This is a genomic window from Serratia sp. 1D1416 (assembly GCF_003641105.1).
Classification (GTDB): domain Bacteria; phylum Pseudomonadota; class Gammaproteobacteria; order Enterobacterales; family Enterobacteriaceae; genus Serratia; species Serratia ficaria.
This window is the reverse complement of sequence record NZ_CP032738.1, coordinates 1,747,857-1,762,022: the sequence shown is the minus strand read 5'-3', so window position 1 is coordinate 1,762,022 and position 14,166 is coordinate 1,747,857. Positions and strand designations below refer to the sequence as shown.

At 60.3% G+C, this 14,166-nt stretch carries 15 protein-coding genes and 1 pseudogene; 2 read left to right on the top strand and 14 right to left on the bottom strand.

The features are described from left to right. Nucleotides 1-11: 11 nt before the first annotated feature. Together ubiD and pepE are read right to left on the bottom strand one after the other, a co-directional pair. On the bottom strand, nt 12-1,508 hold the full coding sequence (gene ubiD / locus D7I37_RS08375; protein WP_129543538.1) for a 4-hydroxy-3-polyprenylbenzoate decarboxylase: 1,497 nt from the start codon (nt 1,506-1,508) through the stop codon (nt 12-14). An 87-nt stretch (nt 1,509-1,595) separates the two neighbouring features. Beyond that, nucleotides 1,596-2,321: a dipeptidase PepE gene (gene pepE / locus D7I37_RS08370; RefSeq protein ID WP_129543537.1), complete on the bottom strand. Its 726-nt coding sequence runs from the start codon at nt 2,319-2,321 to the stop codon at nt 1,596-1,598. Nucleotides 2,322-2,564: 243 nt separating this feature from the next. On the opposite strand from pepE, the gene rfaH reads away from it, so the two are divergent. Further along, nucleotides 2,565-3,053 (top strand): transcription/translation regulatory transformer protein RfaH, encoded by a 489-nt coding sequence (rfaH, locus tag D7I37_RS08365; protein WP_061798729.1) that lies wholly within the window; start codon nt 2,565-2,567, stop codon nt 3,051-3,053. A 47-nt stretch (nt 3,054-3,100) separates the two neighbouring features. Here the strand turns inward: rfaH and hemB are convergent, their stop codons facing one another. The 12 genes and pseudogenes from hemB to udp all read right to left on the bottom strand — a co-directional run bounded on the left by hemB (nt 3,101) and on the right by udp (nt 13,676). Beyond that, the gene (gene hemB, locus D7I37_RS08360) at nt 3,101-4,123 is read right to left on the bottom strand and encodes a porphobilinogen synthase (protein WP_061798731.1); all 1,023 of its coding nucleotides are present in this window, start codon (nt 4,121-4,123) and stop codon (nt 3,101-3,103) included. A gap of 14 nt (nt 4,124-4,137) precedes the next feature. Further along, nucleotides 4,138-4,920, bottom strand: a complete 783-nt coding sequence (gene tatD / locus D7I37_RS08355) for a 3'-5' ssDNA/RNA exonuclease TatD (RefSeq protein ID WP_061798733.1) — start codon at nt 4,918-4,920, stop codon at nt 4,138-4,140. A gap of 54 nt (nt 4,921-4,974) precedes the next feature. Then, the gene (tatC, locus tag D7I37_RS08350) at nt 4,975-5,745 is read right to left on the bottom strand and encodes a Sec-independent protein translocase subunit TatC (RefSeq protein ID WP_061798735.1); all 771 of its coding nucleotides are present in this window, start codon (nt 5,743-5,745) and stop codon (nt 4,975-4,977) included. A gap of 3 nt (nt 5,746-5,748) precedes the next feature. After that, complete coding sequence (tatB, locus tag D7I37_RS08345; protein ID WP_095095092.1) at nt 5,749-6,237, bottom strand: Sec-independent protein translocase protein TatB; 489 nt, start codon at nt 6,235-6,237, stop codon at nt 5,749-5,751. A gap of 3 nt (nt 6,238-6,240) precedes the next feature. Then, nucleotides 6,241-6,504: a Sec-independent protein translocase subunit TatA gene (gene tatA / locus D7I37_RS08340; RefSeq protein WP_061798738.1), complete on the bottom strand. Its 264-nt coding sequence runs from the start codon at nt 6,502-6,504 to the stop codon at nt 6,241-6,243. A gap of 80 nt (nt 6,505-6,584) precedes the next feature. After that, the gene (gene ubiB, locus D7I37_RS08335) at nt 6,585-8,216 is read right to left on the bottom strand and encodes a ubiquinone biosynthesis regulatory protein kinase UbiB (RefSeq protein WP_061798740.1); all 1,632 of its coding nucleotides are present in this window, start codon (nt 8,214-8,216) and stop codon (nt 6,585-6,587) included. Beyond that, nucleotides 8,213-8,821, bottom strand: coding sequence for an SCP2 domain-containing protein (locus D7I37_RS08330; protein ID WP_061798847.1), 609 nt, complete (start codon nt 8,819-8,821; stop codon nt 8,213-8,215). Before D7I37_RS08330 ends, ubiB begins: the two co-directional genes overlap by 4 nt. 13 nt (nt 8,822-8,834) lie before the next feature. Next, complete coding sequence (ubiE, locus tag D7I37_RS08325) at nt 8,835-9,590, bottom strand: bifunctional demethylmenaquinone methyltransferase/2-methoxy-6-polyprenyl-1,4-benzoquinol methylase UbiE (protein ID WP_061798741.1); 756 nt, start codon at nt 9,588-9,590, stop codon at nt 8,835-8,837. Nucleotides 9,591-9,669: 79 nt separating this feature from the next. Then, complete coding sequence (gene rmuC, locus D7I37_RS08320; RefSeq protein WP_129543536.1) at nt 9,670-11,217, bottom strand: DNA recombination protein RmuC; 1,548 nt, start codon at nt 11,215-11,217, stop codon at nt 9,670-9,672. A gap of 140 nt (nt 11,218-11,357) precedes the next feature. Beyond that, nucleotides 11,358-11,887, bottom strand: a pseudogene (locus D7I37_RS08315) (DedA family protein). An 88-nt stretch (nt 11,888-11,975) separates the two neighbouring features. Continuing rightward, nucleotides 11,976-12,758, bottom strand: a complete 783-nt coding sequence (locus D7I37_RS08310; RefSeq protein ID WP_061798747.1) for a tyrosine-protein phosphatase — start codon at nt 12,756-12,758, stop codon at nt 11,976-11,978. Between the two features lie 156 nt (nt 12,759-12,914). After that, a complete protein-coding gene (gene udp / locus D7I37_RS08305; protein WP_061798748.1) occupies nt 12,915-13,676 on the bottom strand; it encodes a uridine phosphorylase in 762 nt (253 codons plus the stop codon). 88 nt (nt 13,677-13,764) lie between these two features. Here udp and D7I37_RS08300 point away from each other — a divergent pair, with 88 nt between their 5' ends. Next, entirely contained in the window at nt 13,765-13,971 is a 207-nt protein-coding gene (locus D7I37_RS08300) for a hypothetical protein (protein WP_129543535.1), read from the top strand. Nucleotides 13,972-14,166: the final 195 nt, after the last annotated feature.

Genomic DNA, 14,166 nt, shown 5'->3' with positions numbered 1-14,166 from the left:
AGAGCCTGACGTTAAAGCGTCGGTTCCCTGTCACTGAAGATTGCGAGCTCATCCCAGATTTCGTCGACGCGCGCACGCACCTTTTCATCCATCTGAATCGGACGGCCCCATTCGCGCTCGGTTTCACCCGGCCATTTATTGGTGGCGTCCAGCCCCATCTTCGAACCCAGTCCGGAAACCGGCGAGGCGAAGTCCAAATAGTCGATCGGCGTATTCTCCACCAAAACGGTATCCCTTGCCGGATCCATTCGGGTGGTTATCGCCCAGATCACGTCATTCCAGTCGCGCGCGTTGACGTCATCGTCACAGACGATAACAAATTTGGTGTACATAAACTGACGCAGGAACGACCAGACGCCCATCATCACGCGCTTGGCGTGGCCGGCATACTGTTTTTTGATGGTCACTACCGCCAGACGGTACGAACAGCCTTCCGGCGGCAGGTAAAAATCAACAATTTCCGGGAATTGCTTTTGCAGGATCGGCACAAACACTTCGTTCAGCGCCACGCCCAAAATCGCCGGTTCGTCCGGTGGACGGCCGGTATAGGTGGAGTGATAAATCGCATTGCGGCGCTGGGTGATGTGAGTCACGGTGAACACCGGGAAACTGTCTATCTCGTTGTAATACCCGGTGTGATCGCCATACGGGCCTTCCGGCGCCATTTCCCCCGGCTCGATGTAACCTTCCAGCACGATTTCCGCGCTGGCCGGCACTTCAAGATCGTTGGACAGGCACTTGACCACTTCGGTTTTGTTGCCGCGCAGCAGCCCGGCGAAGGCGTACTCGGAAAGGGTGTCCGGCACCGGCGTCACCGCGCCGAGGATCGTAGCGGGGTCGGCGCCCAGCGCCACCGCGACCGGGAAACGCTCACCGGGATGCGCCTGGCACCATTCCTGGTAATCCAGCGCGCCGCCGCGGTGCGACAGCCAGCGCATGATCACTTTATTCCTGCCCAGCACCTGCTGGCGGTAGATGCCCAGGTTCTGCCGCTCTTTATGCGGCCCGCGGGTGACCGTCAGCCCCCAGGTGATCAGCGGCGCGGCGTCTTCCGGCCAGCAGTGCATCACCGGAATACGGCTCAGATCGACGTCGTCGCCCTGCCACACCTGCTCCTGGCAAGGCGCGGAACCCAGCACCTTGGTCGGCATGTTCAGCACCTGCTTGAACTTCGGCACCTTGTCGAACAGATCGCGGAACCCCTTCGGCGGCTCGGGTTCTTTGAGGAACGCCAGCAGCTTGCCCACTTCGCGCAGCGCGCTGACATCCTCCTGGCCCATGCCCATCGCCACGCGGTTGGCGGTGCCGAACAGGTTGCACAGCACCGGCATGTCGTACCCTTTCGGTTTTTCAAACAGCAGCGCCGGGCCGCCCGCACGCAGGGTGCGATCGGCAATTTCTGTCATTTCCAGATAGGGATCAATCGGCTGGCTGATGCGTTTTAGTTCCCCTCTCTTTTCCAGCAACGAGAGGAAATCGCGTAAGTCACGGTATTTCATGCTGATCATTATAACGGCCAGTGAGGAGGGCATTATAAGCCCTCTTCACGCTTGTTGCTGCAATTTTGTTAAACGCCGCCCAATACCGGGCGACCCTCAGCGGCAGATGAAGGGCACCAGCGCGGCCAAAGCCCGCGTATCCTGATACTCGCGGGTCTCTTCGCCGTGGCGGAATACCTTGAACCCCTGCTGCCTGGCGCTGAAATAACTCAGTTCATCGCCCTCGACGTGCAGCAGGCTGCCTTCGCGCAGCGCCACCACCGATTCGCTCGGATTGACCACGCAGAACTCCGCCAGGCGCTCGTCGCGGGTTTCCCCCATATGACCGCTGATATGGGCGTCGATATAGTGCGGGTTAATCTGCACCGGGAACAGCCCCAGCGCCGGCAACACCACGCTGCAGCGCACCGGCATGTCATTGGTGGTGCGGATGCTCGGCGTCGCCACGTTGCAGCCGGCGCTCCAGCCGACGTAGGGCACGCCGCGCTCGCGCACCGCACGCTGGATAGGCACGATCAGCCCCTGCTCATGCAGCATCTGGTTCAGCATCCAGGTATTGCCGCCGCTGACCAAAATACATTCCGCTTCGGCGATCGCCGCCGCCGGGGAGGCCGCGTGATGAATGCTGGCGACCTCGATGCCCAGGGTCTGCGCCAGCTCCTGCGCGCGCTGGTCATAGTCATTGCGGAGCATCGCGTAAGGGATAAATACCGCGAATTTAACGCCGCGGCGCTCAATCATCGCCAGCAGCCGGCTCTTGGCGTACCCCAGCAGTTCGGCTTCGTCAGGCAGCTTGCCGTTGCTCAACAGAAATAACTCCATCTCTCCCCCAAATCAAAAACGATGAATAGCGTCACATCTGGCGGCGCCGGGCCTTGCCATACTGTGACGGTAACAAATTTTTAGCCCTCTGTTATACCCGAGCCGTGCAGACAAGTGTGTGACCCTCCGCTAATAGCCAACTATTCATGGAGATAGCGCCGGTTACAAGCTGAAACCTGCATCACTATGTATCCGTAATAGCTTTTGATATGCTTACCGGCTGGCAGAAAGGCATGTGAAATTATGGAATCCTGGTACTTACTCTATTGCAAACGCGGCCAGCTGTTACGGGCGCAGGAACATCTGGAACGGCAGGAAGTGAACTGCCTCAGCCCGATCATCACGCTGGAAAAAATCGTGCGCGGCAAACGCATCGCGGTCAGCGAACCCCTGTTCCCCAACTACCTGTTCGTGCAGTTCGACCCGGAGCGCATTCACACCACCACCATCAGCGCCACCCGGGGCGTCAGCCACTTCGTGCGCTTCGGCTCGCTGCCGACCACCATTCCGCACAAGGTGATCGAAGAGCTGCAAACGCACGCCAGCGAGGCTTACGTCGATCCGGAAACGCCGCAGCCGGGGGACACCGTGCTGATCGTCGACGGCGTATTCGAGGGGCTGCAGGCCATTTATACCGAACCGGACGGCGAAGCGCGCTCGATGCTGTTGCTGAACCTGATCAACAAGCAGGTCAGCCAAAGTCTGGACAATCGGCAGTTCCAGAAGCTGTAATGCAGAAAGGCGCCCGCGGGCGCCCTTCGTTTTTATGCGGTCAGCGCTTAGCGCTGCATCGCCTCATCATGCAGCCACTGGGCGACCCGCTTGGCGAAGTAAGTCAGCACGCCATCGGCGCCGGCGCGTTTGAAGCACATCAGGGATTCCATCACCGCAGGCCGTTCCTGCAGCCAGCCATTCTGGATCGCCGCCATGTGCATGGCATATTCGCCGGACACCTGGTAAGCGAAGGTCGGCACGCCAAAGGTGTCTTTCACCCGGCGCACCACGTCCAGATACGGCATGCCCGGCTTCACCATCACCATGTCCGCGCCTTCCTGCAGATCCTGCGCAATCTCTTGCAGCGCTTCGTCGCTGTTGGCCGGATCCATCTGGTAGGTCTTCTTGTTGCCGCCCTTCAGGTTGCCGGTGGAACCCAGCGCATCGCGGAACGGGCCGTAGTAACAAGAGGCATATTTGGCGGAATAGGCCATGATTTGGGTATTCACCAGGCCTTGCAGCTCCAGGCGATCGCGTATCGCACCGATGCGGCCATCCATCATGTCGCTTGGCGCCACGATTTCCGCCCCGGCTTCGGCATGGGACAGCGCCTGGCGCACCAGAATCTCTTTGGTGACGTCGTTAATCACATAGCCTTGTTCATCGATCACCCCATCCTGCCCGTGGGTGGTGTAAGGGTCGAGCGCGACGTCGGTCAGAATGCCCAGCTCCGGCACCGCGTCCTTCAGCGCGCGCACCGTGCGCTGCACCAGACCGTCCGGATTATAAGCCTCTTCCGCATGCAGCGATTTCAGGCCCGACTCGATGACCGGGAACAGGGAGATCACCGGCACGCCGAGCTTGGCGATGGCTTCCGCTTCCTTGATCAACAGATCGATAGTCATGCGCGATACGCCGGGCATCGATGAAACCTCTTCCTGGCGGTTGCTGCCTTCCATGACAAATACCGGATAGATCAGGTCGTTGACCGTCAGCTGGTTCTCGGCGACCAGACGGCGACTGAAGTCATGACGGCGCACGCGGCGCATACGGCGACCAGGGAAGGTGCCCGGAAATGCATAGCTCATAGTTTTCTCCTAACTCAAACCAGCCGGAATAGCCGGCGGGCGTTCTCATCGGTTTTTTGCCCCAGCCATTCAGGATCTTCCTGGCGCCAGGCGGCCACCTGACGAACGATATGGGGCAGAAAACCGGGTTCGTTGCGGCGAGATGCAGGTTTAGGGTGTAAATCCCGGGGCAACAGATAGGGGGCGTCGGTTTCCAGCAATAAACGCTCCGCCGGGATCCGCGGCAGCAAGGCGCGCAGCTCCAGGCCGCGCCGCTCGTCGCATACCCAACCGGTGATCCCGATCGACAGGCCCAGCGACAGGCAGCGGTCTAATTCTTCGGCGGTGCCGGTAAAACAGTGCACCACGGCCGCGGGCAGTTTATCCAACCAGGGCGCCAGCAGCGCGGCAAAACGTGCGTGTGCGTCGCGACAATGCAGAAAAACCGGCATCGCCAGTTCCGCCGCCAGCGCCAACTGGGCGCTGAATGCCGCCTCCTGCTGCTCCGGCGTAGAGAAATTGCGGTTGAAATCCAGCCCGCACTCGCCGATCGCCGCCACTTCGGAACGCGTGGCCAGCGCATGGATCTGCTCGGCGCTCTGCGCATCCCAGCCGCTGGCGTAATGCGGATGCACGCCGGCGGTCGACCAGCAATAGCCGGCATCCTGCTGAGCCAATTCACTGGCCTCGCGACTCTCCTGCAGATCGGTGCCGGTGATTAGCAGCCCGGTCACCCCGGCGGCGCGCGCGCGCTCCACCACCTGCCGGCGGTCTTTGGCGAACTGGGGGCTGGTGAGGTTCACGCCGATATCAAACATGGTTTTTCCCAAAGCAAAAGCCGCCCAGCGGGCGGCTCGGAAACACAATACGGACTACGCGGCCGGGGGGTCTTCACCCTCGTCTTCTTCTTCCGGCTGCGGACGACGTTTGCCGGTATAGAAGCGGGCGAAGAACACCCCCACTTCAAACAGCAGATACATGGGTATCGCCAGCAGGGTTTGCGAAAATACGTCCGGCGGCGTCAGCAACATACCGACCACAAAGGCGCCGACCAAAACGTAAGGCCGTTTTTTCTTCAGATCTTCCGGCGACGTGACCCCGCTCCAGCACAGCAGAATGATGGCGACCGGCACTTCGAAGGCCACGCCGAACGCCATAAACAGCGCCATGACGAAGTCGAGGTAGTTATTGATGTCGGTGGCGATCATCACCCCTGCCGGCGCAGTCTTGGCGAAGAAACCGAAGGCCAGCGGGAACACGATGAAGTAAGCGAAGGCCATGCCGAGATAAAACAGCAGGCTGCTGGAAACCAGCAGCGGCATCATCAACCGGCGTTCATGCTTATACAGCGCCGGCGCGATAAAGGCCCAAACCTGATACAGGATCACCGGCGCCGAAACGAACACCGAGACGATCATGGTCAGTTTGATCGGGGTAAAGAACGGTGACGCCACGTCGGTGGCGATCATGCTCGCGCCCGCCGGCAGCTGCTTGATCAACGGCGCGGACACCAGCTGATAAATGTCGTTGGCGAAATAGACTAACGCCAGAAAGATCGCCAGTACGCTGATGATCGAGTTTAACAGCCGCTTACGCAGTTCTATCAGATGACTGATAAGGGGTTGGGTATCTTCAACAGCCATGTTTTAACGATCGCCACTAGGTTGGTGAGACGCTGGGGTTTTATCCGCAACAGGTTCGGCCGCCGCTTCAACGGCAACCGGCTTTTTGACCGGCTGCGCGACGACGGGCGCTTCCGCCGGCGTCACGCCGTCGTCGTGAATGGCTTCCGGGTCAGTGGCCAGCGGGTTATGGATGGTATGCGCCAGTTCGTCCTTTTCGCCCTGATAGGTGCGCTTCAGCGACTCCGCGGCGTCTTTCAATTCATCCATTGACGCCTTCAGTTCCGGCGTCAAATTCTGCAAACCGGCCTTCTCGGCTTTTTTCAGGCTGTCCTGCAGCTCCTGCAGCTTCAGCTCCTGAGAAAGCTCGTGCTGCACCGAAGCCGCCAGCGAGCGCAGCGCGCGGATCCAGCCCGAAACGGTTCTGACCGCTACCGGCAACCGTTCCGGCCCGAGAACGACCAGGCCGATAACCAGCACCAACAGCAGCTCACTAAACCCAATGTCAAACACGGTTTATACCTGCTCTTTGTTCTTCGACTCTTCGGTTTTCACTTCCGGCTGCTTATCGGTAATAGGCTTGGCCGTGAAGTCAGCGTCGTCCAGGCTGCTTTTCTCAGCCGTATTGGTCGGCGGTGGAGTTTCGTCGCCGATCGCCTTTTTGAAACCCTTGATTGATGCACCGAGATCGGAGCCCAGCGTGCGGAGCTTTTTGGTGCCGAACAGCAGCACCACGATCACTGCGATGATCAACAATTGCGTAATACTAATACCGCCCATTCCAATTACCTCTAATTTTAAAAGGGTATTTCAAAGCCAACCGCATTATAGGGCAGACTTTACCAGAGTATCGAGTCAATTCAGGTGGTTCGCTTCCAGCCAATCACCCAGCATACGATGCCGGCGGCCATCATCCAGGCGGGGAATACCTCGACCTGGCCCAGCAGCAGCAACGTACCGCTTACTAACAGTGTAGCGCCAACGCCGAACAGATAACGCGATTGCCCTTGGCGAACCCGCTGGGCCTGCATTTGGTTGGTCAGCTTATCAACGCTTTGTTGCAGCAGTTTATGTTGCTGCAGGCTGTCGTAAAACAATTCAGGCAGCTCGGGCAGCTTCTCCGCCCAGAACGGCGCCTTTTCTTTCAGCGCGCGTATTACCGCCGGAATGCCGACCTGATCGCGCAGCCAGCTCTCGAGGAACGGCTTGGCGGTGGTCCACAGATCCAACTGCGGGTAGAGCTGGCGGCCCAGACCTTCAACATACAGCAAGGTCTTCTGCAATAACACCAGTTGCGGCTGCACTTCCATATTGAAACGGCGCGCCGTATTGAACAGGTTCAGCAGCACGTTGCCGAACGAGATCTCCGCCAGCGGCTTCTCGAAAATCGGCTCGCAAACGGTGCGGATGGCGAATTCGAAATCTTCTACGTTGGTGTCGCGCGGCACCCAGCCGGAGTCGACGTGCAGCTCTGCCACCTTGCGATAATCGCGGTTGAAGAAGGCGATGAAGTTTTCCGCCAGATAACGCTTGTCGTCCTTGTTCAACGAGCCGACGATGCCGCAGTCGATGCCGATATAGCAGGGATCTTCCGGGTGTTCGTAGCTGACGAAAATATTACCGGGATGCATGTCCGCATGGAAGAAGCTGTCGCGGAATACCTGGGTAAAGAACACCTGTACGCCGCGCTCCGCCAGCAGTTTCATGTTGGTGCCCTGCTGTTCCAGCGTGGCGATGTCCGATACCGGAATGCCGTAAATCCGCTCCATCACCAGCACGCTTTCGCGGCAGTAATCGGAGTAGACTTCGGGCACGTACAGCATCGGGCTGCCTTCAAAATTGCGGCGCAGCTGAATGGCGTTGGCCGCTTCGCGCAGCAGGTTCAGTTCGTCCAGCAGGGTCTTTTCGTACTCGCGCACCACTTCGCGCGGGCGCAGCCGGCGGCCGTCCGGCATCAGCATCGGCACCCAGCCGGCCAGCCGGTACATCAGGCGAACGTCGGCCTTGATGATCGGCCCGATATCCGGTCGAATCACTTTCAGCACCACTTCCTGGCCGGTGGTTTTCAGCCGGGCGGTATGCACCTGCGCAATGGAGGCCGACGCCAGCGCCTGCTGGTCAAAATCGTCAAACCAGGTCTCCAGCGGGCCGCCCATCGCCTGTTCTATATGCTTGCGCGCCAGCGCGCCGTCAAAGGGCGCTACCCGGTCCTGCAGCAGCGTCAGCTGATCGGCGATGTGCGGCGGGAACAGGTCACGGCGGGTCGACATCATCTGACCGAATTTGATCCACACCGGGCCCAGCTCCTGCAGCGCCAGCCGCAAACGCTCGCCCAGGGGTTTATCCTTGTGGCGATTCGGCATCCAGAACAGCAGCCGGCGGCCAAAGCGCAGCGGCAGGGTCAGCCGCATTTTAGGGATCAGTTCATCCAGACCATAGCTGAGAAAAACGCGGACGATCAAATACAGGCGGCGCAGTTCGCCAGGGGTCATCGCTTGCCCTCCAACTTGTCCATGCGGGCGAGCAGCGCTTGCGCGCTGCGGGTGACGGCGTCAACTTCCTCGTTGAACCACACCACTTCCAGCGGCCCCGGCGCCAGGCGCCATTCTTCGGTCAGGGTTTCCGCCACATCTTGTTGCCGACGCTGCACACCGGCCTTCAGCAGGCCGGCGCCTTTGCCCAGCGCCTGGGTAATGCCCTGCGCGGCGATATCGCCGATATAAGGCGCCAGCCATTCGGCCGGATCCCATTCCGCCAGATCCAACAGCCCGACCAGCTGTTGCACCACCTGGATGTCGCCTTCCACCGTCAGCTCGCCGCTGCGCATCAGCACTGGCAACTGTTGGCGATCGCGCAGCTTGAGCAGCGCCGGAATGCGGCTGCGCACCTTGCAGTCGGCGTCGTCTTCGGACTGCCCCAGCACGTCGACCCGCAGCTCGCTGAACACCAGCACCAGCGGCGAGGCCAGCTCTTCCAGTTCGATACGCAGCACCTTGCCCGCCAGGCGCTGCCGGGCGGCTTTCATGCTGCGGTCGCGAAACAGCAGGCTGTTCAGCGAGGTTTCCAGCGCCCCGGTCAATAGCGGGGTAAACAGCATCGGCATATTCATATCAGAACTTGAAGCCCCGATGCAGCGCCACAATGCCGCCGGTCAGGTTGAAATAGGTCACGTTATCGAAGCCGGCGTTGCCCATCATGCCCTTCAGGGTTTCCTGATCGGGGTGCATGCGGATCGACTCGGCCAGATAGCGGTAGCTGTCCGGATCCTTCACCACCAGCTCGCCGATTTTTGGCAGCACGTGGAAAGAATAAGCGTCGTAGGCCTTGCTCAGCGGCGCCAGCAGCGGCTTGGAGAACTCCAGCACCAGCAGGCGGCCGCCCGGCTTCAGCACGCGGAACATCGAACGCAGCGCCTTGTCCTTGTCGGTCACGTTGCGCAGGCCGAAAGAGATGGTGATGCAGTCGAAGTAGTTGTCGGGGAACGGCAATGCTTCGGCATTGGCCTGCACATAGTTGATGTTGCCGACGATGCCGCGATCGCGCAGCTTTTCGCGCCCCATCTTCAGCATCGAATCGTTGATGTCCGCCAGCACCACCTGCCCCTGCTCACCGACCATGCGGGAGAACTTGGCAGCCAGGTCGCCGGTGCCACCGGCCAGATCCAGCACCCGCTGCCCGCGGCGCACGCCGCTGCAGTCAATGGTGAAACGCTTCCAGATACGGTGGATGCCGAACGACATCAGGTCGTTCATCACGTCATACTTGGCCGCTACCGAATGAAAAACGTCCGCCACCATGGCCTGTTTTTCGTCTCTAGCGACGGTGCGAAAACCGAAATCGGTGGTTTCCTGCGGTTGTTCTGCCATTGTCCTGCCTGCTATTCAGTCAATTTTGTGGGGTTGAGTGTACCAGAACCCCAAGGAATACCCCACCTCGCCGCGGCGTTCAGCCATGCGAAACGGAGCCTGGTTCTTCGGCGGGATTGTCATCTTCCGCCTGCGGCACTGCGGCGGCCTCGTCGTCGTCCGCCGCCGCATCGGCTTCATCTTGCTGCGCGCCGGCCTGCTGCGCCAGCAGCGGGTTGATAGGTCGCTTCACTTCAACCCCCAGCGCGCGGAAGCCCTCGGTCTGGCCGATAAGATTACCACGGCCTTCGCTCAGTTTGTTCATCGCCTGGCGATAACTGCCCTGCGCTTTATCCAGGCTTTGCCCCAGCGCGGACATGTCGTCCACGAACAGCCGCATCTTGTCGTACAGCTTCGCCGCCCGGTCGGCGATGCGCTGGGCATTTTGGCTCTGATGTTCGTAGCGCCACAGGTTGGTGATGGTGCGCAGCGCCACCAGCAGCGTGGTGGGGCTGACCAGCATAATGTTGTGCTTGAGCGCCTCGCTGATCAATTCGGGCTCGCGGTCGATCGCCAACAGGAAGGCCGGCTCGACCGGAATGAACATCAGCACGTAATCCAGCGAACGCAGGCCGGGCAACTGCTGGTAGTCCTTGCGCCCCAGCAGCCGGATATGGCCGCGCAGCGAGGCGATATGCTCATTCAGCGCCGCTTCGCGCTCCGCCTCGTCTTCCCCGTTGAAATAGCGTTCGTAGGCGATCAACGACATCTTGGCGTCGATCACCACGTCCTTGCCCTGCGGCAGCCGGACGATGACGTCTGGCTGCATGCGGCTCTGGTGGTCCACCCGTACGTTGACCTGGGTTTCATACTCGTGGCCTTCGCGCAGGCCGGAGGCCTCCAGCACCCGGCTAAGCACCACCTCGCCCCAGTTGCCCTGGGTTTTATTGTCCCCCTTCAGCGCCTTGGTGAGGTTGATGGCTTCGCGCGCCATCTGCGCATTGAGCTGCTGCAGATTACGGATTTCGTGCGTCAACGTATGGCGCTCGCGTGCTTCCTGGCCAAAGCTGTCCTGCACCTGGCGGTGGAAGCCGTCCAGCTGTTCGCGCAGCGGCAGCAACAGGCGATCCAGGCTCTGCCGGTTCTGTTCATCCACCTTGCGCCCGCTGTGTTCGAAAATGCGGTTGGCCAGGTTTTCGAACTGCGTGGTGAGGCGCTGTTCGCTGTTGATCAGCAGGCGCTGCTTTTCTTCCGCCGCCATGCGGGTCTCCTCCAGACGGATGGTGACCTCGCGCAGTTCGGCTTCCTGCACGCCGTTGACCTCGCGCTGGGCGCGCAGCTCCTGATTGAGCAGTTCGCACTCGTTGCGCCAGTGATTGAGCTGTTGCAGCTTTTCGTGCCCGGCCGCCAGCTGGCTGTGCAAATTGCGCAGCTCCAGATCGCTCTGGCGCATCTGTTGTTCCTGGCGCTGCAGCGTCTCCTGCCGGGCCGTCGCTTCCTGTTGCGCCTGCAGCAGCGATTGCTCCAGCAAGCGCAGCTCGGTTTCATGCTGCGCGCCGGCCTGCTGCGCCCGCAGGCTGGCGATCAGCCACCCCAGCAGCATGCCGATAACCACCCCACCCATACCGTAAACCAGACTGGTATCCACCCTGCCTCCTGTTGCGCCTTGCCGTTCCGGCGTTTCACTCGCCCGTTGCCCGTCACGTTAAGGGGATGCTGTATGGATGTCCAGCCTGATTTTGCACGCTGCGGGCAATATTGCGCGCCGGCGCGCAACTCAGGCGAAAGTCAGCCCAACCATTGGCTTAACCACTTGATGCCGAACGCCCCGGGCGCCAGAATGCCAAACGCCCAAATCATCGCCGAAGTGATGTTCGCCAGTTGGAAATAGCGCTGCGGCATGCCGCATATGCCCCCACCAGCGGCACCACGGCGCGCAGCGGGCCGAAGAAGCGGCCGATGAAAATGCCCACTACGCCCCAGCGCTCAAAAAACGCATGGCCGCGCGTCAATAACTGCGGATTGCGCGACAGCGGCCACATGTGCGCCACCCGGTCCTGATAGTGATAGCCGATCCAATAGGAGATCCAGTCGCCGAAGAAGGCGCCGGCGGCGGCGGCGGCCCAGATCGGCCAAAACGCGATGCCGCTTTCGCCGATCAACGCGCCCAGCGCCAGCAGGATCACCGTGGCCGGCAGCAGCAGCGACAAAAACGCCAGCGACTCGCCGAACGCCAGGAAGAAGATAATGGGAAGGGCCCAGCCCTCGTGCTGACGCACGACGTCGCTGACCCAGTTGATAACGTCATTGAGGCTCAATACGGGGCTCCTGATACGCGATATTCCACCGCCAAGGATACGCAATGTCAGCCGGAACGAGTTAAACCCCGGCTAAACATCAGGCGGTTTACTCGAGGTAAAACGCCTGCAGCGTTTCGCGCTGGGCCGCCCCCAGACCGTACTCCGCCTCCAGCCAGCGATCGGTAGAGCCGTATTGTTCGCGGATGCAGCTCAGGGCGGTCATCAGAAACTCTTCGCGCGCGCTCAGCACGTAGGCGAACTGCCCGAGCGCGGCCGCGTTCAAGCGGATCGACAGCTGATCCAACATCTGCTCGCGAAAGGTCGCCAGCGTGGTTTCGGTCAGCAGGTAATCTTCGGTCACCGTCGCTTCGTCGGCGCCCAGCGCAAACAACACCAGCGCCGAACCTATCCCGGTGCGGTCTTTACCCACCGCGCAGTGCTGCACAATCGCGCCGTCGCCGGGGTTGCTCAGCAGCTGCGCCAGCCGCTTGTAGGCCGCATTGCCGAACGGCAGGCGGCGATACAGCTCCAGCATGAACGCCCGGGCGTCAAAGCCGGCCAGCGTTTCGCTGGTGAGCTTTTCCAGGTTGGCGTTGACCTCGTTGCTCAGCGGGTTGGCCGGCACGTGGTGATAATCGGCGCCGCGCCACAGGATATCCGGCTTGGCCTGCACCTCGTCGGCGTCGCGGTAGTCCAGCACCGATCGCACCGGCACGCCGGCCAGAAACTCGCAGTCTTTCTCCGTCAGCCGCTCGAGCGAGCCGGAACGGAACAGCAGGCCGCGTTTGATGCGGCGCCCATCGGCCACGCCGTTGCCGCCAAAATCGCGAAAGTTGATACCGCCGTCGAGCGGCGCAAGCGAAGGGTGAAGCAGGATTTGGGCGGTCATAAACGTCCTCATTGTTATGGTTTGACAACGCGCTGCGGCGGCGGCCAACATGCAATAACGCTGCGGCCGTCGGCGTGACGCCGATGGCTATAACCGTAACAGATTAACCGCGAATGGAAAAACGGGCCGCAGAGCGACCCGTTGAACAACAGGGGATTACAGCAGGCGGCGCGCGGCGTCCACCACGATCTGCACCGCTTTGCTTTCGGTGTTTTTCATGGTTTCCGCGTTCGGGATCTCTTGCTGGGTACGGTTGACGATCACCCCGGCGACCATACCGGCGCGCAGGCCCTGGCTGGCGCACATGGTCAGCAGGGTGGCGGATTCCATTTCATAGTTCATCACGCCCATCGCCTGCCATTCTTCCATCGAGCCTTTGAAACGGCTGACCACGCGGCCGGAGTAAGTGTCGTAGCGCTCCTGGCCCGGGTAGAAGGTATCGGAAGACGCGGTCACGCCAATATGGGTAGTGGCGCCGCTGGCTTTGGCCGCTTCCACCAGCGCGGTGGTGCAGGCAAAGTCCGCGACCGCCGGGAACTCCATCGGCGCGAAGTGCAGGCTCGCGCCGTCAAGACGCACCGCCGCGGTGGTGACCAGCACATCGCCGACGTTGATGTCGGACTGAATGGCGCCGGTGGTGCCGATGCGCAGGAAGGTGCGAATGCCCAGCTGCGCCAGCTCTTCCACCGCAATCGAGGTGGATGGGCCGCCGATGCCGGTAGAGCAGACGATCACCGCCTTGCCGTCCAGCTCCGCGCGCCAGGTGGTGAATTCACGATGGGAGGCCAGATGCACCGGATTTTCCATCAGCTTGGCAATTTTCTCTACGCGCTGCGGATCGCCCGGCACGATGGCAAGCTGAGCCCCTTGTAAATCACTTTTGGTGAGGCCGAGATGAAAAACGTCAGATTGAGACATACGAGACTCCTCATGGATCATGTTTATTGGGAGGAACAAAAAAGCACTCTACTGAAAACTGCCGGTCAATTTCGTGACGGCAATCACCATGAGCAAAGAAACAGAAATCAAACTACATAATAATTGTGATTTTTATCACAAAAATCAGGTTAACGCCCCAACGATAAACACCACCAGCCTAGCCGACGAACCCACTTCGCCGCTGTCCTGCGCGCTGCCCCACCGAGGCGGCCGCCCGCCTGCCGAAATCCTTTGGCCGCAGGAAGGGAATAACCGCATTCTATCGGTGACTTAGCGACAAAAAAGGCGCCTAACGCACCTTATGGCACTTACAGGGGCCAAAATGCGCAATAGCATGATAAAAAGGGCTTAAAAATGCCGTAAAGCCAGATAATTAGCCGTTTTTTACCGACTTGGCCGAAAGTGCTCCACTCGATGCCAATAACGGGTAATCTTTCCTATAGTTAATCTCAGCGTTTTTTTCTATTGC

Bases quoted from the DNA above. Each gene is read 5' to 3' on its own strand.
- ubiD (WP_129543538.1), bottom strand. From the start codon at position 1,508: ATGATCAGCATGAAATACCGTGACTTACGCGATTTCCTCTCGTTGCTG.
- pepE (WP_129543537.1), bottom strand. From the start codon at position 2,321: ATGGAGTTATTTCTGTTGAGCAACGGCAAGCTGCCTGACGAAGCCGAA.
- rfaH (WP_061798729.1), top strand. From the start codon at position 2,565: ATGGAATCCTGGTACTTACTCTATTGCAAACGCGGCCAGCTGTTACGG.
- hemB (WP_061798731.1), bottom strand. From the start codon at position 4,123: ATGAGCTATGCATTTCCGGGCACCTTCCCTGGTCGCCGTATGCGCCGC.
- tatD (WP_061798733.1), bottom strand. From the start codon at position 4,920: ATGTTTGATATCGGCGTGAACCTCACCAGCCCCCAGTTCGCCAAAGAC.
- tatC (WP_061798735.1), bottom strand. From the start codon at position 5,745: ATGGCTGTTGAAGATACCCAACCCCTTATCAGTCATCTGATAGAACTG.
- tatA (WP_061798738.1), bottom strand. From the start codon at position 6,504: ATGGGCGGTATTAGTATTACGCAATTGTTGATCATCGCAGTGATCGTG.
- ubiB (WP_061798740.1), bottom strand. From the start codon at position 8,216: ATGACCCCTGGCGAACTGCGCCGCCTGTATTTGATCGTCCGCGTTTTT.
- D7I37_RS08330 (WP_061798847.1), bottom strand. From the start codon at position 8,821: ATGCTGTTTACCCCGCTATTGACCGGGGCGCTGGAAACCTCGCTGAAC.
- ubiE (WP_061798741.1), bottom strand. From the start codon at position 9,590: ATGGCAGAACAACCGCAGGAAACCACCGATTTCGGTTTTCGCACCGTC.
- D7I37_RS08310 (WP_061798747.1), bottom strand. From the start codon at position 12,758: ATGACCGCCCAAATCCTGCTTCACCCTTCGCTTGCGCCGCTCGACGGC.
- udp (WP_061798748.1), bottom strand. From the start codon at position 13,676: ATGTCTCAATCTGACGTTTTTCATCTCGGCCTCACCAAAAGTGATTTA.
- D7I37_RS08300 (WP_129543535.1), top strand. From the start codon at position 13,765: ATGAGCAAAGAAACAGAAATCAAACTACATAATAATTGTGATTTTTAT.